This window comes from Bradyrhizobium genosp. A, from assembly GCF_049949275.1.
In the GTDB taxonomy this organism is placed as follows: Bacteria; Pseudomonadota; Alphaproteobacteria; order Rhizobiales; family Xanthobacteraceae; genus Bradyrhizobium.
Genome location: NZ_CP188196.1, coordinates 6,613,442 through 6,639,509, shown reverse-complemented (window position 1 = coordinate 6,639,509; position 26,068 = coordinate 6,613,442). Strand labels below are relative to the sequence as shown.

At 63.0% G+C, this 26,068-nt stretch carries 18 protein-coding genes; 8 read left to right on the top strand and 10 right to left on the bottom strand.

Annotation, left to right across the window (positions count from 1 at the left end; genetic code table 11):
- Positions 1-76: 76 nt before the first annotated feature.
- From ACP2YP_RS31150 to ACP2YP_RS31130, 5 genes are all read right to left on the bottom strand, one after another.
- Positions 77-1,375, bottom strand: a complete 1,299-nt coding sequence (locus ACP2YP_RS31150; RefSeq protein WP_426420042.1) for a glycoside hydrolase family 130 protein — start codon at positions 1,373-1,375, stop codon at positions 77-79.
- 47 nt (positions 1,376-1,422) lie between these two features.
- Positions 1,423-3,699 (bottom strand): glycosyltransferase family 4 protein, encoded by a 2,277-nt coding sequence (locus ACP2YP_RS31145; RefSeq protein ID WP_426420041.1) that lies wholly within the window; start codon positions 3,697-3,699, stop codon positions 1,423-1,425.
- Complete coding sequence (locus tag ACP2YP_RS31140) at positions 3,687-4,604, bottom strand: class I mannose-6-phosphate isomerase (protein ID WP_426420040.1); 918 nt, start codon at positions 4,602-4,604, stop codon at positions 3,687-3,689. Before ACP2YP_RS31140 ends, ACP2YP_RS31145 begins: the two co-directional genes overlap by 13 nt.
- A 296-nt stretch (positions 4,605-4,900) precedes the next feature.
- The gene (locus tag ACP2YP_RS31135) at positions 4,901-5,764 is read right to left on the bottom strand and encodes a transglutaminase family protein (protein ID WP_426420039.1); all 864 of its coding nucleotides are present in this window, start codon (positions 5,762-5,764) and stop codon (positions 4,901-4,903) included.
- 313 nt (positions 5,765-6,077) lie between these two features.
- The gene (locus ACP2YP_RS31130; RefSeq protein WP_426420038.1) at positions 6,078-6,878 is read right to left on the bottom strand and encodes an AraC family transcriptional regulator; all 801 of its coding nucleotides are present in this window, start codon (positions 6,876-6,878) and stop codon (positions 6,078-6,080) included.
- A gap of 59 nt (positions 6,879-6,937) precedes the next feature.
- Between ACP2YP_RS31130 and ACP2YP_RS31125 the strand changes: the two genes are divergently transcribed.
- Positions 6,938-8,110 (top strand): MFS transporter, encoded by a 1,173-nt coding sequence (locus ACP2YP_RS31125; RefSeq protein ID WP_426420037.1) that lies wholly within the window; start codon positions 6,938-6,940, stop codon positions 8,108-8,110.
- Positions 8,111-8,527: 417 nt separating this feature from the next.
- Positions 8,528-10,795 carry a cation:proton antiporter gene (locus ACP2YP_RS31120; RefSeq protein ID WP_426420036.1) on the top strand — a complete coding sequence of 756 codons (2,268 nt, stop codon included), beginning with the start codon at positions 8,528-8,530 and terminating at the stop codon, positions 10,793-10,795.
- Here ACP2YP_RS31120 and ACP2YP_RS31115 read toward each other — a convergent pair.
- Together ACP2YP_RS31115 and ACP2YP_RS31110 are read right to left on the bottom strand one after the other, a co-directional pair.
- Positions 10,792-13,950, bottom strand: a complete 3,159-nt coding sequence (locus ACP2YP_RS31115) for an efflux RND transporter permease subunit (RefSeq protein ID WP_426420035.1) — start codon at positions 13,948-13,950, stop codon at positions 10,792-10,794. The two genes, ACP2YP_RS31120 and ACP2YP_RS31115, sit on opposite strands and share 4 nt — an antisense overlap.
- 12 nt (positions 13,951-13,962) lie before the next feature.
- Positions 13,963-15,144, bottom strand: a complete 1,182-nt coding sequence (locus ACP2YP_RS31110) for an efflux RND transporter periplasmic adaptor subunit (RefSeq protein ID WP_426420034.1) — start codon at positions 15,142-15,144, stop codon at positions 13,963-13,965.
- Positions 15,145-15,399: 255 nt separating this feature from the next.
- On the opposite strand from ACP2YP_RS31110, the gene ACP2YP_RS31105 reads away from it, so the two are divergent.
- From ACP2YP_RS31105 to ACP2YP_RS31090, 4 genes are all read left to right on the top strand, one after another.
- Entirely contained in the window at positions 15,400-16,191 is a 792-nt protein-coding gene (locus tag ACP2YP_RS31105) for a transporter substrate-binding domain-containing protein (RefSeq protein WP_426420033.1), read from the top strand.
- A 21-nt stretch (positions 16,192-16,212) separates the two neighbouring features.
- Positions 16,213-16,548, top strand: a complete 336-nt coding sequence (locus tag ACP2YP_RS31100) for a hypothetical protein (protein ID WP_426420032.1) — start codon at positions 16,213-16,215, stop codon at positions 16,546-16,548.
- Between the two features lie 155 nt (positions 16,549-16,703).
- Positions 16,704-18,413, top strand: coding sequence for a phospholipase C (locus ACP2YP_RS31095; RefSeq protein WP_426420031.1), 1,710 nt, complete (start codon positions 16,704-16,706; stop codon positions 18,411-18,413).
- Positions 18,414-18,430: 17 nt separating this feature from the next.
- Positions 18,431-19,777 carry a cytochrome-c peroxidase gene (locus ACP2YP_RS31090; protein ID WP_426420030.1) on the top strand — a complete coding sequence of 449 codons (1,347 nt, stop codon included), beginning with the start codon at positions 18,431-18,433 and terminating at the stop codon, positions 19,775-19,777.
- Positions 19,778-19,802: 25 nt separating this feature from the next.
- Here ACP2YP_RS31090 and ACP2YP_RS31085 read toward each other — a convergent pair whose 3' ends face one another.
- Positions 19,803-20,876 (bottom strand): hypothetical protein, encoded by a 1,074-nt coding sequence (locus ACP2YP_RS31085; RefSeq protein WP_426420029.1) that lies wholly within the window; start codon positions 20,874-20,876, stop codon positions 19,803-19,805.
- A 354-nt stretch (positions 20,877-21,230) separates the two neighbouring features.
- On the opposite strand from ACP2YP_RS31085, the gene ACP2YP_RS31080 reads away from it, so the two are divergent.
- On the top strand, positions 21,231-22,793 hold the full coding sequence (locus ACP2YP_RS31080) for a TadE/TadG family type IV pilus assembly protein (RefSeq protein ID WP_426420028.1): 1,563 nt from the start codon (positions 21,231-21,233) through the stop codon (positions 22,791-22,793).
- Here the strand turns inward: ACP2YP_RS31080 and ACP2YP_RS31075 are convergent.
- Positions 22,790-24,283, bottom strand: coding sequence for a flavin-containing monooxygenase (locus ACP2YP_RS31075; protein WP_426420027.1), 1,494 nt, complete (start codon positions 24,281-24,283; stop codon positions 22,790-22,792). The genes ACP2YP_RS31080 and ACP2YP_RS31075 overlap by 4 nt on opposite strands.
- 108 nt (positions 24,284-24,391) lie before the next feature.
- Positions 24,392-24,841: a cupin domain-containing protein gene (locus ACP2YP_RS31070; protein ID WP_426420026.1), complete on the bottom strand. Its 450-nt coding sequence runs from the start codon at positions 24,839-24,841 to the stop codon at positions 24,392-24,394.
- A gap of 186 nt (positions 24,842-25,027) precedes the next feature.
- On the opposite strand from ACP2YP_RS31070, the gene ACP2YP_RS31065 reads away from it, so the two are divergent.
- The gene (locus tag ACP2YP_RS31065; protein ID WP_426420025.1) at positions 25,028-26,053 is read left to right on the top strand and encodes an AraC family transcriptional regulator; all 1,026 of its coding nucleotides are present in this window, start codon (positions 25,028-25,030) and stop codon (positions 26,051-26,053) included.
- Positions 26,054-26,068 lie beyond the last annotated feature (15 nt).

Genomic DNA, 26,068 nt, shown 5'->3' with positions numbered 1-26,068 from the left:
GCTCCCGGATACCAGCCCGCCGGCACCTGACGTTCGTCTCGCTTTTACGATACTGGAGAAACCAACCAATTATCGTTCATTCCATCGCGTTCATCAGGCTGGCGATATTGATCGTCGCGAAATTGGAGAATGTATCCGAGACGGCGTAAGGGAAGATGATCTTGTCGTGATGCCGCAATGCGCCGCAGGTGTACACGACGTTCGGGACATATCCCTCGCGTTCGGACGGATCGGGCCGAAGCAAGGGTTCATGCAGGCGCGCAAGCACTTTCGAGGGATCGTTCTTGTCCAGCAACGCCGCCCCGATCGAATATTTTCGAACCGGCCCGACACCGTGGGTTAGCAACAGCCAGCCCTCATCCAGTTCGATCGGCGATCCGCAATTGCCGATCTGCACGAACTCCCACGGGAATTCGGGTTTCAGAACCGCGTGGCCGCCATCGTCCCATGTATGGAGGTCGTCGGAATAGATGAGATAGAGATTTTCGTTGTCTTGCCGGGCGATCATGGCATATCGGCCGCCGATCTTCTTCGGAAACAGCGCCATGCCCTTGTTGCGCGCGGCGCTGCCCTTCAGGGTGGACAGCCTGAACGACACGAAATCGGACGTCTCAATCAGCTCCGACCTGATCGCCCTGCCGCTATAGGCGGTGTAGGTCGCGTAGTAGATCTGCCGTTCGCCATCGCTGAACTGCACGAAGCGTGCATCCTCAATGCCATTCGACTGGGATGCGGTAATGGGAAAGATGACCCGTTCGCTGATATCCTCGCCGCTTTGGAAAGCGACCTCGACATCGTCCCCGGCCGGCCCCTGCGTCTGCGCGACAATGGAAGGGCTCGAGGCCAGGCGCGTCGTCGGATCGACGCTGACCGTTCCGTCTGCCGCGATCATTCCGGACCGAAAGGTCAGCGACGAGATGTGGCCTTCTCCGACGGCACGCAGGCTCAGGATGAAGCGTAACGCACCGGGAGGCGCGCCGGACTGATCGGGATGCGCTACGATGCTCGGGTTGAACAAGGCAGACGCTTCGAACGAATATTCGTTGAGAAAATAGGCACCGACCAATTGGCGTTGCGTTTGCGTGAACGAGGCGTGGACGGCCAACGCATCTTCCATTTCGTCGGCGCGTGCCTCGAAGGCCCGCAGCAAATTTCGGTGCCGGCCGAGGAAATTCTCAAGAACATCGTCGAGTTGGCGGGCTGCCGCATCGGCACCGAGTGCCAGAACCCGATCGACGATGTGGTTCGCACGGGTCTTGTCGGTGGGGTTGAGATCGCGCGGCTCGGTCGCCGGCTTGAAGGGGCGCACGATGACCCGCGTCGGGTCGGGCCGCAGATAAAGCGCCTGACGGTTCAGGAATGGAGATTGCGACAAAGCGTCCTCGGATTGTTTTCAAGGAGAGGGAAAATGATCGAAGATCCTCAAGCAACCAGAGGTGCGGGCTGCACGCGGCTTTCGCTCAGGCGGGCGAGTTGCCTGATTTCGCAGAGGCCGAGCAAATACGACACGACCGATTCCCCGCCGCGATTCTCGTTCGCACGGTCCGGATGCAGGCCGTCCCGGCAACTCCCGGTTTCCAGATCGACCAGGGAAGTCGAAAGGTCGTTGCTGCCGAGGAACCATGCGAACACACGCGCGGCTTCGGGCTTCCACTCGCTATCATGGTCGGCACGCCACGCGGCGAGACAGGCGGCGATGGTGGCCGCAGCCTCGAGCGGCTGTTGATCGAACGGCCTCGGCTTCCGGCGTGTCTCGCCAAAACCTGCGGTGCCGACGGGCCGGAATTGACCGCTCGCGGCAGTCTGCTGCTTCACCAGCCAGCGCAGCGATCTCAAGCCGGCGTCCAGATAGACGGCACTCTTGGTCGCCATGCCGGTCAAGATGAGGGCTTGCGGCAAACGGGCGTTATCGTAGGCAAGGCCTTCTTCGAACCAAACCCAGTCCCGCGTCTCCACCGCATTGAAGATCGCGATCAATCTATCCGCCAGGCGAAGCCGGAGATCGGCGGCGCCCGCGTCGCCGGGGACTGCGGCACAATAGCCGTCGAGCCCCAGCAGGACGAAAGCCCAGGCGCGCGGCGAGTGAAAGACTTCCACACTCCGCGCAGCCTCGGCGAACAGCACCGCAGCCCATTTCCGCCGTGACAGATTGGCGTCGGTCAACGCGCAGACGCCGAGAGCCCATAATGTCCGGCCATGGCTGTCTTCCGAGCCGCTATCCTCGAGCCAGCAGCGGTTAAAGCCCATGAAATTGCGAAACCGCTTTGTGTCGGGATTCCACGCGTGCTGGACAAAGCCGGCAAACCGGGCCGTCAACACTTCCGGCAATCGCTCCTCGCCGGGAATGTTGAGCGCGCACGCCAGCAGCAGCGCGCGAGCGTTATCGTCGACACAATAGCCATGGGAGCGATCCGGCACGCAATGTACGGCGTGTTGGAACAATCCGGTGTCGTCGCACATCGACAGGAAATGACCGATGCGCATTTCCGGCGGCGCGCGGCTGTCGCGCAGCAGCGTGCTGGTGTCCGAGCGCACGATTGCCTTCAAACGATGCCTGCGACCGGCACTGTCGAACGTCGACACGTAACGTTCGGCTGTCCGCTCCCACGTCATGGGACGACTGCTCGAATAGGCGCGCTTACGCATGGCCTGCCGCAACACCGTGTTGGTCAGCAGCTTCGCGATTTCATGGCCAATGGCCGCGGTATCGCCAAACGGAACCAGGATACCGCGGCCGTCGGCCAGCAACTCGCGCGCATGCCAGTATGGTGTGGAGACGACCGCCTTTCCCAAGCCAAAACTGTAAGCCAGCGTGCCCGACGTCATCTGAGCTTCGTTTAGATACGGCGTAACATAGACGTCGCACATCGAAATGAAATCGAGCAGCGTCGGCTGGTCGACGAACTGGTCAAGAAACACGACGTGCCTGTCGATACCGAGCTTGCGAACACGCGCCACGAGGCTGTCGCGATAGGCCTCGCCCTGGTCGCGTATCAGGTTCGGATGGGTGGCGCCGAGCACGACATAGACCGCATCCGGACGACTTTTCAGGATCGCGGGCATGGCGTCGATCATGACTTCGATGCCCTTGTTGTGCGACAGAAGGCCGAAAGTAAGAATGACCGCCCGGCCGTCGAAACCTCGCCTGGCTTTGGCCTCGTCCGGTTCGACGAATGCGAATTCCGGAATTCCGTGCGCGATGACCTCGATCTTTTCGTCGGCCACCTGATAAACGGTTCTCAGTAATTCGCGGCCCTTTTCGGCCATCACCACGATCTTGGACGAGCTATCGGAAATCCGGACGATGACTTCGCGTTGCACCTTTGTCGGCTCGGCTAGCACGGTATGGAGCGTGGTCACGACTGGCATATTCAGGCGCGACAGCAGGGCCAGAATGTGACTGCCGGAGTCGCCACCGAAAATGCCAAACTCATGCTGAAGCGAAACAACCTCGAACCGGCCGCGGTTCAAGAACTCTGCCGCACGAATATAGTCCTCCGGCTGATCGTCGTTGATCTGAAATCCAACCGTAGAAGGATAGTCATAGGCCTGGCCGTGGTCGGTCATCGCGACGACGACCGTTTCCAGATCAGGCCGCGAGACGGCGACAGCGTGCTGAAGATCGGTAGTGAACGTGGCTATGCCACATCGGCGAGGCAGCGAATTGCCGATGAATGCGACCCGATTTAACGCGACCACGTTTGCAGCTCCTCCGTTTTCGGCCGGGGATGCCCGGGCATGTCTAGGTAGTGCTCAACGAGTGCAACTGAATCTGCATGCGGGCCGGGATAGGCGAGGAGAGCGGTCAGGCCGTCGGGGCCGGCCTCGATCTTAAGCTGATCTGCCTCGAGAAAGACGGCCTGACCGGCGGACATTGTCGCTGCTGCCATCTGGCCTTGTCCTTTAATCAAGACAATCCACGCCTCGTTTCGGGCGTCGAGCGTCCAGACCGAGCCGGCGGCAAGATCGATTTGTTCAAGGAAAAAATGCGCACTGGTGACGAGGGCCGTTCGCGTCTCATTCAGTTTTCGCGAAGGCCATTGACGCGGCGCCGGCGCCGCCTTGGCAGCGGCAACGGCATTGTCGGGATGCAGCTCACGCTGCCGCCCATAGTCGAAAAGGCGGAAAGTGGCGTCGCTGTGCTGCTGGATTTCGGCAAGAACGATGCCCGCGCCAATCGCATGAATAGTGCCGGCGGGAACAAAAATAGCGTCGCCGCAGCGAACCGGACGCCACTGCACGAGGTCACCGATCGAGCCATCGGTAATGGCGGTTCGCAGCTCCGCCGATGAGAGCGACCGCTTCAATCCGATGGCAACCCGGGCACCGGGTACTGCCGAAAGAATGTACCACGCCTCGGTCTTGCCATTGGCCAGACCGATCGATCGGGCGAACGTATCGTCGGGATGAACCTGAATGGACAGCGGCTCGGTCGTGAAGAGCAGCTTGAGCAGCAGCACGCTCTCCGGAGAAGTCGCGTCCGCGCGCCGAAACCATAATTCGCCGATGGGATCGTCACTGGCGGCGATGTCGCTCCAAGGAAGCAAATTGCGGCTTCCCCACGGCTTGCGTCGGGCCTCTACAATGGCGCGTTCGATCGACACTCGGTCTCCCTGGCCTCTGCGGCGCAAGCCGTACCACTCGCGATTCAGGCGACGCTCTCTCTTCGAGAAAGAGAGCGGCGTGGGCTTGGCCTCGGTGATGTGGTTGCGCTAGTGGCGTTCGCTGCCAACACCGCTTACGGCGACTCGCATGGCAGCTCAGTTCCGCAAAGGATGACGTCCAGATTGGCATCATCGTTCGACGGGCGACGAAATCGTCACCGACTGTGCGCTCTTTCCTGCTGGATAGATATGACTATCTTCGGTCATGCCGCAGTCGACAGTCCGGCACGTTCTGACTATGAGGTGACCAATACCTCCACATCCATGTTCAGAAAGCTGTCAGTGCTGCCAAAGAAGCTCCCTGACACCGGCGTGCACTGGCTGATATCGCGAGCGACCGCAACGGGGATGAGATTGCGGCCTCCGACGCTGCGGTTGGTCGGGTCGAAGGTGATCCAGCCCGCTCCGGGGACAAAAACCTCGGCCCAAGCGTGGGTCGAGCCCGCTTCGGCCGAGCCCAGCCGGTCGTGGTTCGGATCGTGCAGATAACCCGACACCACGCGCGTGCCGAAGCCGAGCTTGCGTGCGGCCTCCGCGAACAACACCGCGAAGTCGCGGCACGAGCCCCAGCCACGGTCGAGCGTCTCGTTGGGCGATTGGGTGCCCTCGACTTCACGGCCCTGATACTGGATGCGTTGCGCGACACCGGCATTCAGGTCCTTGAGCAGGGAAAGGGTATCGGTCGGACTGCTGCGGACGAAACCTCTCGCCCAGTTTTGCAACCGCTCGGCTGGATCAGGATATTGCGCGATCGTCAGTGCTCCGAGGTCGGTCCATTCGTCGGTGGAATAGTGGAACGGGTAGGAGATAGCCGAAGCGGCGATGGCAAAAACCGGCCAATCAGCCGCGTTGAGCGAGATATTCACCACGCTATCGATGATGAGCATATCGGTCATGGCCGTGAACGTGGCCACAGCGACCGCATTGCCGAAGACGTCATGTGCCCATTCCGGCACCGCTACCGGCGTTATCGTCAGGTTCTGCGATGCGAGGCGAAGGTCGCGACTTTCGCGCGGACGAAGCATCAGGCGGTGTGGCGCAAGGCTCACCAACTCGCGGAAACGATAGGTAGTTTTGTGTTGAATTCGAAGCGTAACCAACAGGAGCTCCAATATCCGCGCCTACGAGCAGTCCGACACAGACTAGGCGATCTCGGCGCACGTCGCACTTGTAACTGCGGAACTCAGGCTCATATTGCTGTTATGGCCAAATCCCCAGTTCGCCTGCTTGACGTCGCCGTGTCGCAATCCGGTCAGGGACGTTGGAAGTGGAACGTTTCAGACGGTGCAACAGAGATCGCGTCGGGGTTCGAAATTACGCGGGAGGCTGCTCAGATTCAGGGTGATTCAGCCCTGTTCGCGCTGCTGTCCATTAACCGACGATAAAAACGGCTTAGTCGGCGCGCAATGGCGGCTACACCTTCCCCGCAAACTCCGTCGGCGTCCGCCCCGTCACCTGACGGAACGCCGCCGAAAACGCCGGCACGCTGGCATAGCCGAGCTGGGTCGCGAGCTGCTTCACCGACACGCTCGCGTCCGTCGACAGTCGCTGGATCGCCGCCGCGATGCGGGCGCGCTGGCACCAGCTCTTGAAGCTCAATTGCGTCTCCGCCGAGAACAGTCGCGACAGCGTGCGCGCGGAGGTTCCGACCTCGCGCGCCAGCGTGTCGATATCGTGCAGTCCCGTCGGATCGTCTAGCACGATCATCGCGGCGCGCCGGCAGCGCGGCTCGTGCGGAAGCGGCACGAAGGTCGCGGAATCCTCGGCCTGGTGCAGTTCCAGCATCACCAGACGCACCAGCAGCTCGGTGCGCTCCTCGCTGTTGCGCGCGTCGAACAGCGCGAGGATCGCCTGATTGAGCAGCGGCGACACCCGCACCACGAATTCCCTGGTCAATCCCTCATAGCGCTTCTCGCGCTTCAGCCAGGCGAGGTCGAAATACAGCGTGCGCATCTCGATGTCGGCGAGCACGTCGATGGCGTGCTCGAGCCCGGCCGGGACCCAGACCGCGCGGTCCGGCGGCACCAGCCAGCGTCCCCCCGGCGTGTTCACCTGCATCATGCCTTGCGCGGCATAGACCAGCTGCGCCTCGCGGTGCATGTGCGGGTCGAGCCGCAAGCCCTTGGGATAATCGCGCGCAACCAAATGCACGCCCGCGGTGGAGCGATGGTTGCCCCGGACCTCCCGGAGGATTGGCGTTTCGACGACAGTCATTGGCAGCATCCCGTCATGGCCAGGACATATAACTCATTTCGGAGCCAGAGAGGATTCGTATGAACAGCCCCAGCCGGGTCATCAGTTTCGTCAACGCAGGCCATTTCATCGACCATTATGCGATGCTGATCTTCGCCGCCGCCGTGATCATCATGGGGCCGGCGCTCGGCATGGCCTATTCGGAACTGCTTCCTTTCGCGACCCCGGGGTTCATCGCCTTTGGTGCCGGCTCGCTGCTCACCGGCTGGTTAGGGGACCGCTGGAGCCGCCGCCACATGATGCTGATCTTCTTCATCGGCATCGGCGCGTCAATGATCTCGGTCGGCTTCGTGCAGACGCCAGTGCAGCTCGGCGCGGCGCTGCTTGCGATCGGCGTGTTCGCCTCGATCTATCATCCCGTCGGCACCGCGATGATCGTGTCCTATGCCGACCGGCTCGGCCGCGAGATGGGCATCAACGGCGTCTGGGGCAATCTCGGCGTTGCCTCGTCCGCGCTGGTCACCGGCGTGATCGGCCAATATCTCGGCTGGCGTTTCGCCTTCATCGTTCCCGGCATCGTCACCATCCTGATCGGCATCGCGTTTGCAATGCTGGTCGTGCATGAGGACCGCAAGGGCTCCAAGCAGGCGGCGGCGCAAGCGCGCGTCGCCAAGCAGGACATGTGGCGCGTGGTGCTGTCGCTGCTCATCGTCGTGATCGCGATCTCCACCACCTTCAACGCCGTCACCGTCGCGCTGCCAAAGCTGTTCGCGGAGCGGCTCGCGGACCTGACCAGGAGCCCGGCGCTGCTCGGCGTCATCGCGGCCTGCGTCTACGTGTTCGGCGCCATGACGCAGTACACGATCGGCCGCCTGCTCGACCGTTACTCGTTGAAGACGGTGGCCTTGCCGCTGTCCTTCATGCTGGCGCCGTTCCTGTATTTTGCCGCAAGCCTGTCCAACCTGCCGCTGATATTCGTGTCGATCGGCATCGTCATGGGCGCGTTCGGGCAGGTCACGGTGAACGACGCCATGGTCGGAAAATACACCAGCGAGGAATGGCGCTCGCGCGCCTATGCCGTACGCTACTTCATCGGCTTCACCGCGGCGGGCGCCTCGGTCGGCCTGGTCGCCTGGCTCTACGAGCAGGGCGGCTTCGTCACCATGCTGCACGCGTTTGCGGCGCTCTGCCTGCTCGCGATTGCGGCGGCGATCATCCTGCCGCGCGAGATCAGAACGCCGGCGGCGGCGTGAGGGGATTCACCTCTGTCGTCATTCCGGGGCGTCGCGTAGCGACGAGCCCGGAATCCATTTCTCCGCAGTCTCTGTTGTTCGATGGATTCCGGGCTCGCGCCTGTCGGCGCGCCCCGGAATGACGGGAAGCGACGCTCGCAATAACGGGGAGGTGGAGGGACGTCGCGGCACGCCACGCACACCACCCATGATGCCACTATGCCGGTGTTTTGCCCGTCGGAGCAAGTGATTTCGGCAAGACCGAAATTACTCAAGCTTTTTCAACCTGGTCCCTACTGTGCATGGGGTTGTTTTCGACTTTTTGTTTTCGCCCCCTTAACCCCAGCGCGCGAGGCGGGAACCCGCGCCACCTCCCGCGGGTTCTATCCGCTGTGGCCCCGGCACCTTGCCGGGACGGAACGGGGGAAAGACACCTGCATGCAGTGGAGCCTGCTCCGACCGGTCGGCCTTGTCCCCGCGGCGCTTGTCCTCACCACCATTGCGGCCAGCGCCGAGGGCGGCAAATCGGCAGGTCCATCAGAATTCCTGCTGGTGGCGCAGATCGTGCTGCTGATCGCGGTGGGGCGCGGCCTCGGCGAGATCATGCAGCGGATCGGCCAGCCCTCAGTAATCGGCGAACTGCTCGCCGGCATTTTGCTCGGGCCGTCGCTGTTCGGCTGGATCTGGCCCGATGCCCAGCAAGCGATCTTCCCCAAGACGCCCGAGCAGAAGGCGATGATCGACGGCATCGCCCAGTTCGGCATCTTGCTGCTGCTCTTGCTCACTGGCATGGAGACCGACCTCAAGCTGGTCAGGAAGGTCGGCAAGGCCGCGATCGCGATTTCGATCGCCGGCATTTTGGTGCCCTTCGCCTGCGGCTTTGCGCTCGGCGAGTTTCTGCCCGATGCGCTGCTGCCGAAGCCGGAGCAGCGGCTGGTGGCCTCGCTGTTCATGGGCACGGCGCTGTCGATCTCCTCGGTGAAGATCGTCGCCGTGGTCGTGCGCGAGATGAACTTCATGCGCCGCAATGTCGGCCAGATCATCGTGGCGACCGCCGTGATCGACGACACGATCGGCTGGGTCATCATCGCCGTGATCTTCAGCCTCGCCTCGCAAGGCACACTTGATATCGCTTCGGTGGCGAAGGCCGTGCTGGGCACGCTCGCCTTCCTCGCCATCAGCTTCACCATCGGCCGGCGGCTGGTGTTTCAGCTCATCCGCTGGGCCAACGACAACCTCGTCAGCACGGCGGCGGTCGTCACCGTGATCCTGCTGTTGATGGGCGTCATGGCGCTGATCACGCATGCGATCGGCGTGCACACCGTGCTCGGTGCCTTCGTCGCCGGCATCCTGGTCGGGGAGTCGCCGATCCTGACGCGGCAGATCGACGAGCGCCTGCGCGGGCTGATCGCGAGCTTCTTCATGCCGGTGTTCTTCGGCCTTGCAGGCCTCAGCGCCGATCTGTCGGTGCTGCGCGATCCCAATCTGCTGATGCTCACCGGCCTGCTGGTCGTAATCGCCAGCGTCGGCAAGTTCGGCGGCGCCTTCGTCGGTGGCACATTGGGCGGATTGAACACGCGGGAGTCTCTGGCGCTCGCGAGCGGCATGAATGCGCGCGGCTCGACCGAGGTCATCATCGCCACCATCGGCCTGTCGATCGGCGTGCTCAGTCAGAACCTGTTCACGATGATCGTGACCATGGCAATCGTGACGACGATGGCGATGCCGCCGACGCTGCGCGCGGCTCTGGCAAAACTGCCGATGAACCGGGAGGAGAAGGAGCGGCTGGAGCGGGAGCAGTTCGAGAAGCGCGGCTTCGTCGCCAATCTCGAGCGCCCCTTGCTGGCAGTCGACGAGAGCGTCAGCGCCACCTTCGCGTCGCACATCATGGGCCTGATCGCCGGCATGCGCGGCCTGCCGATCACCGTGCTGCATATCGGCAATCGCGCCAGGGAGCAGGAGAGGGGCCGCGACGAGGAGGAGAGCCACGAAGCCGTGGTGAAGAAGGCCGCCGAAACCGTCTCCGCCAATGGAGACGGTGACGCCGGCAGCGTCGATGTCGTCACCCGTGCCAGGCGCGCGGAGCTCGGCGAGACCATCGCCGACGAGGCACGCAAGGGGTTTGATCTCCTCGTCGTCGGCGTCGACAGGGTCGCTGCGACCAAGGACCGTTTTGATCGGAAGATCGAGGACATCGCCGCGAAGTTCGACGGACCGCTTGCGATCGTGGCGGCCAAGGGCAAGCACCTCAAGCAGCCGATGCCCGATGCGCTCAACATCCTCGTTCCCGTCTCTGGCAGCAGCGTCTCCAAGCGCGGTGCCGAGGTCGGGGTCGCGCTGACGCAGGCAGGATCAGGCTCGCTGCGCGTGATCTATGTCGCGACGACGCGGGACAAGGGCGCGCAGCGCGGTGCGTCGCGAGGCCTGAGCCAGGAAGCCGGCATCCTCAAAGACGCCAGCGATCTCGCCGCCCGCTACGACGTCGACATCACCACCACGCTGCGGGTGAACCGGGCGCCGGAGGCTGCGATCCTGCGCGAGATCGACACCACCGATGTCGATCTCGTCGTCATGGGCGTCGACCGCATCCAGTCCGACCATCTCTCCTTCGGCGGCGTGGCCGATACCGTGCTGAGGCAGTCGAAAGTCTCGGTCCTGCTGGTTTCGAGCGGCGAGACGCGGCAGGCGCCTAGCGATAAAGCCTAGGACTTCACCTCCGCGACAGGCTGCGCCTTCGGCGCCTTCCTCGACACGCGCCAGTTCTCGAAGCGCTGCACCACCACGAAGAAGGCCGGCACGAACAGCACCGCGAGGCAGGTCGAGGCCAGCATGCCCGAGAAGACCGTGATGCCGATCGACTTGCGCGCGCTGGCGCCGGCGCCGGTCGCGATCACCAGCGGCACCACGCCGAGGATGAAGGCGAACGACGTCATCAGGATCGGGCGGAAGCGGGCGCGCGCCGCCTCGATCGCACTTTCCGCGACCTGCTTGCCGTCGCGGCCGTGCAGCTCGAGCCCGACCTCGACGATCAGGATCGCGTTCTTGGCCGACAGCGCGATCAAGAGGATCAGGCCGATCTGGCAGTAGAGGTTGTTGTCGATCTTCAGGCCGTTGAGGATCAGCATAGGCCCGATCAGCGATAGCGGCACCGCGAGGATCACCGAGATCGGCGCGTACCAGCTCTCGTACTGGCCGGCGAGCACGAGATAGACCAGAAGCATGGCTAGGCCAAACACCCAGTAGATCTGGTTGGAGACGGCCTTCTCCTGGTAGGACATCGCGGTCCATTCGAAGCCGGTGCCCGGCGGCAGCGTCTTGTCCGCGATCTCCTCCATCAGCTTCAGCGACTGGCCGGAGGAGTAGCCCTGAGCGGGCAGGCCGATCACGGTCGAGGAGGGATAGAGATTGTAGAGGCTGATCAGCGAGGGGCCGGTGGCCGGCGTGATGGTGGCGACGGTGCCGATCGGGATCATGTCGCCGTTCTGGTTGCGCACCTGCATGTTGGCGATGTCGCGCTCGGTGATGCGGAACGCGGGGTCGGCTTGCGTGTAGACCTGGAACACGCGGCCGAACTTGTTGAACTGGTTGACGTAGGACGAGCCGAGATAGGTCGACAGCGCGGCGAACACCTGGTCCGTCGTCACGTGCAGCGTCTGGGTCTTGATACGGTCGATCTCGACGTTGTATTGCGGGACCGAGGAGCGGAACGAGGACTGCACGCGCTGGAGCGCACTCTGGCTCTGGCCATTGCTGACCATCGCGCTGGTGATGGCCTGGAGCTTGGCAAAATCGCTGTTGCCGTCGCGCAGTTCGACCTGCATCGAGAAGCCGGCCGCGTTGCCGATGCCTTGAATCGGCGGAGGCGGCAGCACCAGTGTGCGCGCCTCCATGATGCTCGCGACCTTGTCGTTCAGGCCGTAGACCAGCGAGCGCAAATCTTCGCCGGGGCCTTTGCGGGCCCCCCAATCCTTCAGGATGATGTAGGCGACGCCGGCATTGGCAAGGCTGGCGCTGTTGTCGAGCGCGGAGATGCCGGCAATGGTGATCACCTGCTGGACGCCGGGCGTCTCCTTGATGAGATCGGCAGCCTTGTCGAGCACCTTCTGGGTCCGTTCCAGCGAGGCGCCGTCGGGCAGTTGCACGGCGGCAATCAGATAGCCCTGGTCCTCGATCGGCAGGAAGCCGGTCGGCACCCGCGACAGGCCGTAGCCGCCGATCCCGATCAGCACCAGTGCGAATGCGACAGAGATCGTCGCATGCCCGCACAGCAAGCTGATCAGCCGCGTGTAGCCGCGCTCGACGCGGTTATAGACGTTGTTGAAACCGCGATAGAAGAAATTGCGCTGCTCCGGTGGCACGGTCGGCCGCAGCCAGAGCGCGCATTGCGTCGGCTTCAGCGTCGCCGCGTTGATGGCGGACAGAAGCGCGGTCGCCGCGATCACTAGTGCGAACTGCGAATAGATGCGGCCCGTCAGGCCGGCGAGGAACGAGGCCGGCAGAAACACCGAGATCAGCACCAGCGTGATGCCGACGATCGGCGCGAACAGCTGGTCCATCGCCTTGATCGCGGCATCGTGGCCGTTCATGCCCTGCTCGATGTTGTGGGCCGCGCCTTCCACCACGACGATGGCGTCGTCGACCACGATGCCGATCGCGAGCACGATCGCGAACAGCGTCGACATATTGATGGTGAAGCCGAGCGCCGCCATGGCGGCGAACGCGCCGATGATCGTGACCGGCACCGTTGTTGCCGGCACCAGCATCGCGCGCCAATCCTGCAAAAACACCAGGATCACGACCAGCACCAGCAGGCCAGCTTCGATCAGGGTCATATAGACTTCGTGCACCGAGGCCTGCACGAATTTCGTGGTGTCGAACGGCGTGTCGTACTTCATCCCTTGCGGGAAGGCCTTTGCGAGCTCCGCCATCTTCTTCTCGACGGCCTGCTCGACCTGGAGGGCGTTGGCGCCGGGCGACTGGAATACGCCGATGCCGACCGCCGGCTGCTTGTTGAGCGAGAAGATCTGGCTGTAGGTCTGCGCCCCCAATTCGACCCAGCCGACGTCGCGCACACGCGTGACGTCGCCGCTGGTGCCCGTCTTGACGATGATGTCCTCGAACTCGGTGGTGTCGTCGAGCCGGCCGTTGACGTTGAGCGTGTATTGGAACGCCTGTCCGGGCGGCGTTGGCGGCGCGCCGACCTGGCCGGCGGAGACCTGCTGGCTCTGCTGCTGGATCGCCTGGATGACATCCTGCGGCACGAGGCTGCGCACTTGCAGCTTGTTCGGATCGAGCCAGATCCGCATCGAATACTGGCCGGCACCGAACACCGTGACGTTGCCGACGCCGGGCAGGCGCGAAAGCTCGTCGCGAAGGTTGATGGTGGCGTAGTTACTCAAATAGAGGCTGTCGAACGTTCGGTCCGGCGAGGTCAGCGTCACGAACAAGAGGATCGAGGTCGACCGCTTCTGCACGGTGACGCCCTGATTCTGCACCGACGACGGCAGTTGCGACAGCGCGCTGGAGACGCGGTTCTGCACCAGCACCTGCGCGAAGTTGAGGTCGGTGCCGATCTTGAAGGTTACCGTCAGCGTGTAGGTGCCGTCGGAACCGCTGTAGGACTGCATATAGAGCATGTCCTCTACGCCGTTGACCTGCTGCTCGATCGGCAGCGCCACGGTGTCGATCACGGTCTTGGCGCTGGCGCCGGGATAGCGCGTGGTGACCTGCACGGTGGGCGGGACCACATCGGGATACTGCGCGATCGCGAGGTTGAACAGCGCGACGCCGCCGATCAGGATCATCAGGAGCGCGATGACGTTCGAGAGGACCGGCCGCTCGATGAAGAATTTTGAGATCATGACCGGCGGCTCCTATTTGGACGCCTGGGGCTGGTCCATCTTCGTCACCTGCGGGTCGATCTTCTGGCCCGGGATCACGCGCAGCAGCCCCGCGATCACCACGCGGTCGTCCGGCTTCAGGCCGTCTTCGATCACGCGCAGGCCGTTGTCGACGGGACCGATCTGCACCTTGCGCTGCTCGACGACATTGTCCTTGTTGACCACCAGCAGATAGCGGCCGCCCTGGTCGCTGCCGAGCGCGGTATCGGGTACGAGGAGGGCGTCCTTCTCCTGGGTGAAGGGCACGCGGACGCGGACGAAATAGCCGGGCAGCAGCACCCGCTTGTCGTTGGGGACGAGGCCGCGCACCGCGAGCGTGCCGGTCGATGAATTAAGGGTCGGTGCCACATAGTCGAGGTGGCCTTCATGCGGATAGCCGGTCTCCGTCTGGAGCCCGATTTCGATCGGGAATTGCTTGAGGTCGGCGGCAATCAGCCCGCGGCGGGCGGCCTCGGCGCGGATGCGCAGCACGTCCTGCTCGCTGACGGTGAAGTTCACATAGACCGGGTCCATCGCAACGATGGTCGCGAGCTGGGTCGGGGAGGAGACACCGACGAGTTCGCCGATCGAGACCATGTGCGCACTGACGATGCCGTCGAATGGCGCGCTCACCTTGGTGTAGCCGTAGTTGACCTCGGCGAGTCTGGTATTGGCCTGGGCCTGCTGGAGATTGGCCTGGGCGTTGTCACGGGTCGACGTCGAAGTGTCGAGCGTGGCCTGCGACACGGCCTGCCGCTGCACCAGGTCGCTCTGTCGCCTGAAGTCGGCTTCCGCCTGCTTGAGCGAAGCTTGCGCGCCGGCCTCGGCCGCCTGCGCCTGGTCCAGCTTCAGCTTGTAGGTCTCCGGCTCGATCGTGAACAGCTGGGTGCCCTGCTTGACGAAGGTGCCGTCCTGATAGTCTTGCGATTGCAGAAAGCCCTGCACCCGTGCGACGAGATCGACGCTCTTGATTGGTGCGGTGTTGCCGGTGGCCTCGACATAGCGCGTGACGGGGCGCTGGACGGGCGTTGCGACGTCCACCTTCGGCGGTGGGGGAGCTACAAAAGTGTTCTTGTCCTCGCAGCCGGCGAGCGCGACCACGGCCGCTGTCGTGGCCATCGTCAGACCAAGATGTCTCCACTGTCCGTAGCGTCGAGCGGGAATCGCACAAGTCATTCGGTGGCCCCCGATGATTGTCTGTCGGTGCGGCAAGGCTAGCAACAAATGACCGGTCGTGGAACACCATAGCCATGGCAGTCGCAGCCCTTGCACTGCAAACGGTGGTGTGGCCTTTGACAGGTTTGTCATGACAAATTGCTTTTCACCGAGTGCATGATCGACCAGAATTGTGTCAAAGGCCGCGCGACGGGCGGGGCTGTCGGATGGACTCAGACAAAGACAACAAAGAAGAAAGCGCGAGGAGACAATGACATGCCAACTCCATTCTGGTCGGCCTGCGCCGGCCTCGTTCTCGCCGCTGTGGTCGCCATGCCAGCGCTAGCCGATGGCTTGAAAGACGAGATCGCGCCGACCGGCAAGCTGCGGGTCGCGATCGCGATCAGCCCGGCGGGCGGCGCGTTCTGGTCGACCAAGACCGAAGCCGGCTATGCCGGCGTGCCCGTCGATCTCGGCAAGGAGATGGCGGCGGAAATCGGCATTCCCGTCGAATATGTCGTGTACCAGAATTCCGGGCAGGTCACCGACGCGGCCGGCAAGGGCAGCTGGGATGTCACCTGGTTGCCGAAAGATCCCGAGCGCGAGACCAAGATGATGTTCGGCCCGATCTACGAGGTCGCGGACGCCACCTATATCGTCAAGGCGAGTTCGAGCGTCGTCAATTTCGCCACGCTCGACCAACCCGGCATCAAGGTCGCGGCCGTCAACGCCACCACCACGATGCGCGGGGCCGTTGTGCATCTGAAGAACGCGAAAGTCACGGGCTATCAGACCTACGATGAAATCTTCGGCCTCCTGAAGAATGGCGAGATCGACGCCTTCGCGCTGTCGCGCGACCAGCTCAACAAGATGGCGCAGAAGATTCCGGGGACCAAGGTGCTGGACGAGACGTTCAAGAAGACGGTGACGGCCGTTGCGGTGCCGCTCGGTCATCAACGGGCTTTGACCTTTGTCACAGGGTTCATGAACGAGGCCGTGACGAACGGCGCCCTGCGCAAAGCCTATGACAATAATGGGCTGAAGGACTCGCCGATCCGCACCGAATAGGCCGGCCACATTGGATTTCGATTGGGCGCACATGCTTGGACGCTGGATTACAACCGCTACATTTTTGCTGGTATTGATGATGCAAAGCGCCCCTACGGACCGGTGACCACGCCATATTGCGCGAATGCCGGCCGCGGTGCGGGCGCCAAAGTCAAACAGCTCTGGCTCTACGCCGACAACGATCGCCTCTACAAGGAAGAACTGATCCGCGAATATCAGCAGGCGTTCGTCGCCGCCGGCGGCACGGCGCGCTTTGAGCTGCTGCATGGCGTTCCCGGCGACGGCCATTTGTTGCGGCTCTATCCCGAGCGATGGCGTGCGATCGCCGACCAGTATCTCGCCACACTCGACCGATAAATACAGCTGCCGCGCGGACGCTTGCGGCTCGGCGGTGCGGATGCCGGCAGGGTTCACATGCGCAAGGTCTCTTGCGTCAAACTGACACAGCGCTGTCACCGGCAGTGTTTAGAATATTTCTGCTCGTAACATTCCTACTTTCCGGGGCGTCAAAAATGAAATCTAAACTTTTGGCGACGGTCGCGATTTTCGCGGCCGCGACTGCATTTGCCTGTTCCCTGCCAGTCCTCGCCGACGATTTCGATCGGGACCACGATCGTGATCATCATGCGCATCACACGCATACCGAAACGCCGATCAAGCATCTCGTGATCATCTTCAACGAGAACCGCTCGTTCGACCATTATTTCGCGACCTATCCGAATGCCGGCAATCCCTCGGGCTCGATCCCCTTCGTGCCGAAGCCGCATACGCCCAAGGTCAACAACCTCGCCAATGCCGATCTGCTGGTGAACAACCCGAACACCAACCCGGCCAACGGCGCCGGCGCGACGGACCCGTTCCGTCTCGACCGCACCCAGGCCAACACGCAGTCGCAGAACCACGCCTATACTGCGGAACAGCAGGCCTATGACAACGGCAAGGCTGATCTGTTCCCGAAATATACCGGGCGCGGCACATCCGGCGGCGCCGGCGCGTTCGGCACCACCGGCCAGGTCATGGGCTATTTCGACGGCAACACCGTCACCGCGTTGTGGAACTACGCGCAGTACTTTTCGATGAACGACAACGCCTACACCGACACCTTTGGTCCGTCGACGGTCGGCGCGCTGAATGTGATTTCCGGCCAGACCAATGGCGCAGTGGCGGTGCTCGGCAGTGCAGCAACGCAAATCATCCCGGACGGCCAAGGAGGCCTGACGGTGATCGGCGACCCCGGTCCGGCCTATGATCCTTGCAGCACCCCGGGCTATTCGACGCAGGTCACGATGACCGGCAAGAACATTGGCGAGCTGCTCAACGACGCCGGCGTCAGCTGGGGCTCGTTCATGGGCGGCTTCGATCTTTCCGTGAAAAACGCGAACGGCACCACCGGCTGCGCACGAAGCACGTTCTCGACCGTCACCGGCGGCTCCAAGGCGGACTATGTTCCGCATCACGCCTGGTTCCAGTACTACAAGTCGACCGCCAATCCGAACCATTTGCGGCCGAGCTCGGTCGATGCGGTCGGCCACAGCTACCAGACGGACGGCAAGACCCTCGATCCCGCCAATCACGGCTACGATCTCGAGGATTTCTATGCGGCCGTGAAGGCAGGCAATTTCCCGGCGGTGTCCTACGTCAAGCTGCCGGCCTATCAGGATGGCCACGCCGGCTATTCTGATCCTCTCGACGAGCAGCAGGGAACTGTCGAGCTGATCAACTTCCTCCAGAAGCAGCCCGAGTGGCGTGAGACGGCCGTCATTATCACCTACGACGACTCCGACGGCTGGTACGATCACGCTTACGCCAAGCCGACCAGCGCCTCCTATGACCCGACCGCCGATCAACTCAACGGCTCCGGCCAGTGCGGTCTCGGCGTCGCCCAGCAACCTCAACTGAACGGCGTCGGCGGCAAGCCGGTGAACGGCCGTTGCGGTCCCGCCACCCGCGTGCCTTTCATCGTGATCTCGCCCTACGCCAAGACCAACTTCGTCAGCCACACCGCCATCTCGCAGGCTTCGGTGGTGCAGTTCATCGAAGACAACTGGTTGAAGGGCAAGCGTCTCGGCGGCGGCGCGTTCGATGCCACCACCGGATCGATCATGGACCTGTTCGATTTCGATCAGGATCACGGTCACGATCTGCGAACCGACGCGCTGTTCCTCGACCCGACCGCCGGTACGGTGATCGTCAGCCCGCCGGACGAGCACCACCACCACTAGTCCAACGGGACGTCATAATGCACAGCCGCACTTTGTGGCTTCTCGGCGCCGGCCTGCTCTCGCTGGCCGGCGCTGTCTTTGCAGTCGCGACGCAAGGATTTGCGGAAGCAACTCCGTCGGTTCTCAATCCGAACCCGGTTCGTCTGTATCGCCCGCCGGTCGCGCCGCTCTCGTCAATGGCGCAGCTCGGTAAAGAGATCTTCTACGACGCCTCGCTGTCGTCGTCCGGCTCGCTCTCTTGCGGGTCCTGTCACAGCCCGGATCACGCCTACGGCCCGCCGAACGACGGACCAGTGATGCTCGGCGGCGCCAATCTTTTGCGGCAAGGCGCGCGCGCCGTTCCGTCGCTGACCTATCTGGAGCGGCAGCCGAATTTCAGCATCGGCCCCGACAAGGGCGACGACGACAACATCATCGACCTCGCGCAGATGGCCGCGCTTGGCCAGCAGGCCGCACGCACGACCAAAACCGCGGGCGGCAATGCCGCGTCGGCGCAAAACATCGTACCGCAGGGCGGCCTGTTCTGGGACGGCCGCGCCGATACGCTGCAGGACCAGGCGCTGTTTCCGCTGCTCGATCCCAACGAGATGGACGGCGGCAGCGCCGAGATCGTCGCCGACAAGCTGCGCCGCGCACCTTACGTCCAGCGCTTTGTCGAACTATTCGGCGCCGGCGTGCTTCGCAATCAGCGGCTGCTGATCGCGGAGGCGATGTTCGCGGTCGCGCGCTATCAGGTCGAAGAGCCGAGCTTCCATCCCTATACCAGCAAGTACGACCACTGGCTCGAGGGCAAGGCGCGGCTGTCCGAAAGTGAATTGCGTGGCCTGCAATTGTTCAACGATCCCGACAAGGCGAACTGTGCCGGCTGCCACACCTCGGCGCCGACCCGCGACGGCTTGCCGCCGTTGTTCACTGATCATCAATATGAAGCGCTCGGCGCGCCGCGCAATGCGTCGCTCGCCGCCAATCGCGACCCGAATTTTTTCGATCTCGGTGTCTGCGGTCCGCAACGCACCGACGTTGCCGAGCAGACGCAGTATTGCGGCATGTTCCTGACGCCGACGCTGCGCAACACCGCGACCCGCCACGCCTTCTTCCACAACGGCGTTTTCTCGACCCTCGAGCAGGTGATGGATTTCTACAATTTCCGCGATACCAATCCGGAGAAAGTGTTCCGACGCACTGCCGACGGCTCGGTGCAGAAATACGACGACATTCCGCAAAAATATCATGCCAATGTCGACGTGACCGATCCGCCCTTCGATCGCCATCTCGGTGACAGGCCGGCGATGACGGATCAGGATATGGCAGACATCATCGCTTTCCTGACGACGCTGACGGACGGCTACAAGGTGGAGAACTAGAAGGCGCGCCCGGCACGGCGTGACCCTAGCGCGGCTTGATCTCCGCATATTTCACCATCGCCTTCTCGAACTTCCGCTTGAACAGCCACATCGCGCCGAGAATCTCGCGGAAGCTGGCTGAGCTTCGCGCCCGGTCGGTCCTGCCGAAGGCGAAGATGCTGTTGTTGCGCAGATGCTTCATGATGGTGGGATCGGACACCCGGTAGTTCAGCAGGTCGCCCGACTTGAGTGCTGAGCGGGTTGGTGTCGGGATGATCTGGATCAGCTCGAACAGCTTCATCTGGTCGATCGGATCGGGCAGCGTCTTCACGATCGCGGGGATCTCGGCAAATAGCTCGGCATGTGCGTTCATGAGGCCGTCACGCACATTGGTCCAGTGATTGAAACGGCGATCGGTGCCGCGGGATCGCGCCTCCTCCTTGTCGTCGCGCGCGTTTAGCGCGGGATCGGCGGCCGCGATCGCACTCTTGATCGCCTCCCATTTGCGCTGGCCGTTGCGGTCCTCGGATGGGCCGGTCTGCAGGCTGCCCATATAAGTGTTCGAGCGCGCATTGCGGACATTCTGCTTGCCGTTGGTCTCGGCAAAGAACAGCCCGAGGCTGATCCGGCCGGCCACGTCGGCATGAACGGGCGCAAGCCCCTTGGCGCGCGCAATCGCTGCGGCGAGATCGACGACATCCTTGAACGGCGTCGCCGAATTCTGCGCGCTCGCCGGCGGCGCCTCCATGATCTCGAACAGATCAGCATATTCGTCGACCAGCGGCTCGATCGCGGCATCGAAATAGGCCGGAGGAATTTCGAACTTGTTCGGTTTGCCGATCCGCGACGGTACGGCGTCGGTGAGATCCTTGTACGTGCTGATCACCGCAACGCGCGCGAGATAGAGCGCCTGGCCCGGCAGGTTGGGCAGCGGCTGCTTCGCGTCGATCTGGCGGCGACGCTCCGCGAGGATCGATTTGAAATCGCCGAGCGCGCGATCGTAGGCGGCTTGCGCTTCCGATTGCGTTGCCGTGAGCGTTTGCGCCTGACCTACGGCGGGCGTCGTGAGGAAGAGTGTAAGTCCCGCGATGGCCGCGGCTGCGTGGTGTTGTGGTCGCATCGCGGGCTCCCGGTCCAGTCGATTCGGTCACTCCTTGGAGCCTAAGCTCCAAAGATGCAGCTTGGCGAGGCACAACTCCTGATCGGTCCCGGCCGCGCCGAAACTCCGTAGAACAACGGATTGGTCCGTCGAGACCGACAGGGAGCCGACAAAACGCCCACGCGATTCGCGAGGCGACTTTACGATTAAGTAGCGCGCCATCTGCACAATGCGTCGTCTCGTCAGGAGCGATGCGAGTACTCCAGCGCGAAACTTGTCATTTCCGCTACCGCGCGTTGGTCCTGGCGTCAGTTTCGTCTTCCAGCAATTCGTCTCAGTGATTTCACAAACGAACAGTCGAGCGGGGGCTTGGCAATGGCAATGTCAGGAACGATCCATCATGCAGGCCGGCTCGTCTCGCGATTGAAGCGCGACACCGGGGCCAACGTTGCCGCCATTTTCGCCATCGCGATGGTGCCGCTGATCGCCTCGATCGGATGCGCGATTGACTACAGCGTGGCAACGCGCATCAAGGCCAAGCTGCAGGGTTCTGCGGATTCGGCGAGCGTGGCCTCGATCTCGGTGAACTCGGCCGGTTACAAAGCGGCGATGGCGATGACGTCGAATGGATCGGTTAGCGCCGGCGTCACGGAAGCGGACAACGTCTTCAACGGAAACGCTGCGACGTTCGCCGGCAGCTACACCAATCTGGGTGAGACGAGCACTGTCACCAAGACGGGCTCCAGGCTGACCTCGTACGTGCAGTTCAGCGCGGACGTGCCCGTGACCTTCATGCAAATTCTCGGCTACAAGAAGTTGACCGTGACCGGCAGCTCGTCCTCGTCCACGACACTGCCGCTGTATCTCGATTTCTACCTGACGCTGGATGTCTCGGGCTCGATGGGCCTGCCGTCGACCACCAAGGAAGCCCAGCGCATGCAGGCGATCAATCCCGACAACTACCGGCAATATCCGACAGGCTGCACGCTCGCCTGCCATTTCTCGCCGCAGAACAGCGCCTGCACTGACACGGGAACGCAAGGCTATCCCACCAACAATTACTGTCTCGGCTATGCAATCTCGCGCGTCAGCCAGAACGGGTACAAGGGCCTGCTCACCACGAAGACGACCAACCCCATGGGGGTTCAGCTGCCGTCGTCGATCGTCTCCGGACTGCCGAACTCGCTTTACTCCAACCTTGCGACGGTGGCGAACTGTCCGACGGATGGGACCGATTCCTGCATTCAGTTGCGGCTGGACGCCGTTGGCTATGCAGTGAACCAGCTGTTCGTCACGGCGAACAATACCGAGAAGGTGGCGAACCAGTTCCGCATCGGTCTCTATCCCTTCATCCGCTATCTCTATTCGTACTTTCCGCTGACCAGCAGCATCAACGGTTCGACGACCAATCCCGCGACGATCAACTACGCGGCGGCCAATCTGGCGACCCTGCTCGATACCAACATGAACACGGATCTCGGTTCCGGCGGCACGCATATCGACACGGCGTTGTCGGGCGTGAACACGTTGATCACAAGCGTGGGCGACGGAAGCGCATGGAACAGCACGTTGCCCTACGTCTTCCTCGTGACCGACGGTGCGCAGGATCCGCAGGTGAAGGGTGTTCCGAACGGCTCCTGGTCGGGCAGCAACCATGCCACGACGATTGATCCGGCCACCTCGTGCACGCCGCTGAAGAAACGCGGTATCATCATCTCCGTGCTGTACATTCCCTACCAGACGATCAACCCGGTCAACACGTCCTTCGCCGGCGACGAGGACGACTACGCCAACTGGAACATCCCGAACATTCCGACAAGCCTGCAGAATTGCGCGTCGCCGGGCTTCTTCTACACCGCAAACACGCCGGCCGACATCACGGCGGCGTTGAACGCGATGTTCAACCATGCGGTCGCCGAGGCCCGCATCACCAATTAACCCGCCGCCAAGTACTCCGGCGCTGACGCCAAAAATTTTGCGTAGGCATCTGCGTCGGGCGGCAAGAAGTGCCCGGCGAGCCCGCCGCGCTTCCGGGTCTTGGCGCCGATGTCGGCCATCAGCTCGTCGAAATGGCGGTAGTGATAGGGCGCGACGCACAGGCCGCCATAGACGCCGGCCGCCGGCCGCTCCACGCGCTTGAAGTGCAGCATCATCTCGATGTTGTCGCGCATCTGCTGCGCCGTCGGCTGGTTGGCGAGTTGCCCGTCGGCATAGCGCACCAGCCAGTTTGCGGCGAGATCGGCGCAGAGTACGGTGCAGAACGACGAGTTGAAGCCGACGAAGCCGAGGTCGGGCAGATCAGGGTTCGCGATCAGGCGGTAGAGCCGGTACTGCCCGTCCGCATCGACCAGCTTGGCCTGATAGGCGTCCGGCAGGAAGGGCACGCCGAGCTTGTAGCCGATCGCGAGCACGGCGATGTCGGCGCTGATGCGCTCGCCGCCGCTCATCACGATGGTGTTGCCTTCGTAGTGGTCGAAGCTGCCGAACACGGCCTTGATCCGGCCATCGGCAACCATCGGGTAGAAGCAGGGCGTTGCGATCGGCACCGAGCAGTTGACGCCGTCCTCGATCCGCTCCTTCGGCACCATCTTGCACCGGCTGAGCTTGAGCTGGGCCTTCAACAGGCTCTCAAGCCCGCGCCAGTTTGCCCAGATCAGGGGCGCGGCGACGCGGTACGCCAGTCGCGACATCGCGCCGATGCCCCAGCCCGGAAACATCTCCTCCTGCGCGCGGATGTAGAGGATGCGCTTGAAGTTCACGAGCCCGCCGATGAAATAGGGGATGCGCCAGACCGGTTCGCGCATCACGATGGTAACCTCGCGCGCGCCTGATTTCACCGCGTTCACGGCGATGTCGGTCGCGGACTTCGAGCCGCCGAGCACGACGACGCGGCGTCCTTTTGCCAGCGTGGGATCGCTGTATGTCGACGAGTGCAGGATCTGCCCGCCCTGCGCCAGAAAGCCGTCCTCGCCCGGGCAATGCAGCTCGCGCGGCTCGTTGAACTGCCCGGTGCACACCGCGACGAAATCGAAATCCTCGTTGGTGGCCGTACCGTCCTTGCCTGATAACGCGAGCGTCCAGCCCGGTCTGCCGTCGGTGCGTCGCGCCATGCCGGCGACCGCAGTGTTGAGGCGCAGCATGCGGTCGAGACCGAAGCTTTTCGCGTAGTCGGCGAGATAGGCGTGGACCTGCGGCCCGGTCGGCCATTCCGGATAGGAGTCCGGCATGGCGCGATCGGTGTAGCGGTAGAGATCCTTGGGGCTTTGCGTCTGCACCTCCGGATACGAGCGCGCCGGCTCCCAGACGCCGCCGAGATCGGCGCTGCGCTCGACGATGGTGACGCGGTGGCCGCGGGCGGAGAACGCTTTTGCGGTGGCGAGGCCGGAGACGCCGGCGCCGATCACGCAGACATGCTTTGGGCTGACCATGAGATGGCTCGCAATCAATGTGTTTCGCGCGCAAGCGGACTCGTTCGGCCGCAAGGCGCGGCCGGCGGACCAGCAAGCAGATGAAAGTGGACGAGGAGGGCCCGGCGCCTAGTCGTTGGCCTCGGGCGGCAGAAAGTCGACCTCGTGCAGCGCCGAGATGCGCACGACTTCGGCAGGGTCGGTCAGATTGTGGAGCTGGTTGAACAGCGCCTCCAGCTTCTGCATCGGCGAGACCCAGAACAGCGCGCGACACGGTTTGTCGGATTTGTTGAAATAGCCGTGCGGGATGCCGCGCGGCATGCGCACGAGGTCACCGGCATGGGCCTTGACCCATTTGCCGTCGAGCTTGAGGTCGAGGGTACCTTCCTGCACCAGGATGAACTCGTCCTGGGTCGGATGGATGTGCACCGGCACGAACTGGCCGGGATCGCTGTTGGTCTCGAACGCGAAAGTGGACTCGGTGACGGCCTTGGGGAAATAGACCTGACCCAGGATGTTCCAGGTCTTGCCGCCATAGCCTGTGCCAGCGGCGGTAATGCCCTTTTCGAGTGCAGTCATGCTCGCCTCCATATGAACTCCGGCGGGTACCGAGCTTCGGCCACGTGCGAGCCGGTGTCTATCCGCTAAACGAATCCGGAGAGCGCTGTTGCCATGCAACACGACGATTTTGCGACGCGGCCCTTTTCGCGTCGGCGGAACCATTATAGGCTTAAAGCAATTCCGTGACGCGAAGCGTGGTCGACGATGTCCGCAGCCGTGCAGGAAATGAGCACACGGTGCTCCCAAGCCGAAAGGCTTGCGGGGTTCGCTCGCGTCACCACCGATGATGTCGACGAGGCGGCCGAGCAGATCGGACGCATTTTCTGTCCGCACGATCTCAAGCCGGCGCATGCCCGTGCTTCCGGATTTTCGGCCCGGCACAATTGCGCAACCTTCGACGGCTTTTCTATCAACTACGTTGCCTATGGTGGGACTGTCAGCATCGATCCGGGCTGCCTCGACCGCTTCTTTCTTCTACAGATCCCGCTCACGGGCACCGCGCACATTTGTGCAGGCGCCGGCGGATTCGATGCCGCGCCGGATCGGACGGCGTCGCTGCTGTCGCCGACGGTCCCGACCCGGATGATGTGGCGCGACTGTGCGCAAGCGATTGTGCTGCTCGACCGTCGCATGGTTGAGCAGCGTGCCGCAGCGTTGTCGGGCAGGGCGACCGGCGCGGTCGAGTTCGATTCCGCGATCGACCTGAACGCGCTGTCCGGCCGCCACCTGCAAGCCAGCCTTGCCGAGTTGATGCGGCTTGCCGAACGGCTCGGGCCGTCCGGCCGGCTTTCACCGGTCGCGATGGCCGACTGGCGCGAGGCGCTGCTCGATCGTCTCCTCAATGGCCAGCGGCACGGCTTGTCGGATGCGATCAGGACGTTCTCAGGGCAAGCCGAACGTCTGCCGCGCGCACTCCGCGCCGCGCGAGACTATCTCGCGGAAAATGCCGGTGAGCCGCTCGATCTCGCGCAGCTCGCGGGCGTGTCCGGCATCGGCATCCGCGCGCTCCAGCTCGGCTTCCGCCGTCACTTCGGCGTGTCGATCTCGGAGATGCTGCTCGATATGCGCCTTGCTGGTCTCCATGCCAGGCTGGCGCAGGCTTCGCCAGGCGTCTCCATCACCGACAGCGCTTTCGATCTCGGCTTCACCCATCTCGGCCGCATGGCCGGAGCTTACCGCGAAAAATTCGGCGAGACGCCGTCGGCAACGCTGCGGCGGCGGATGATCTAGCGAGGGGCGCCGGGA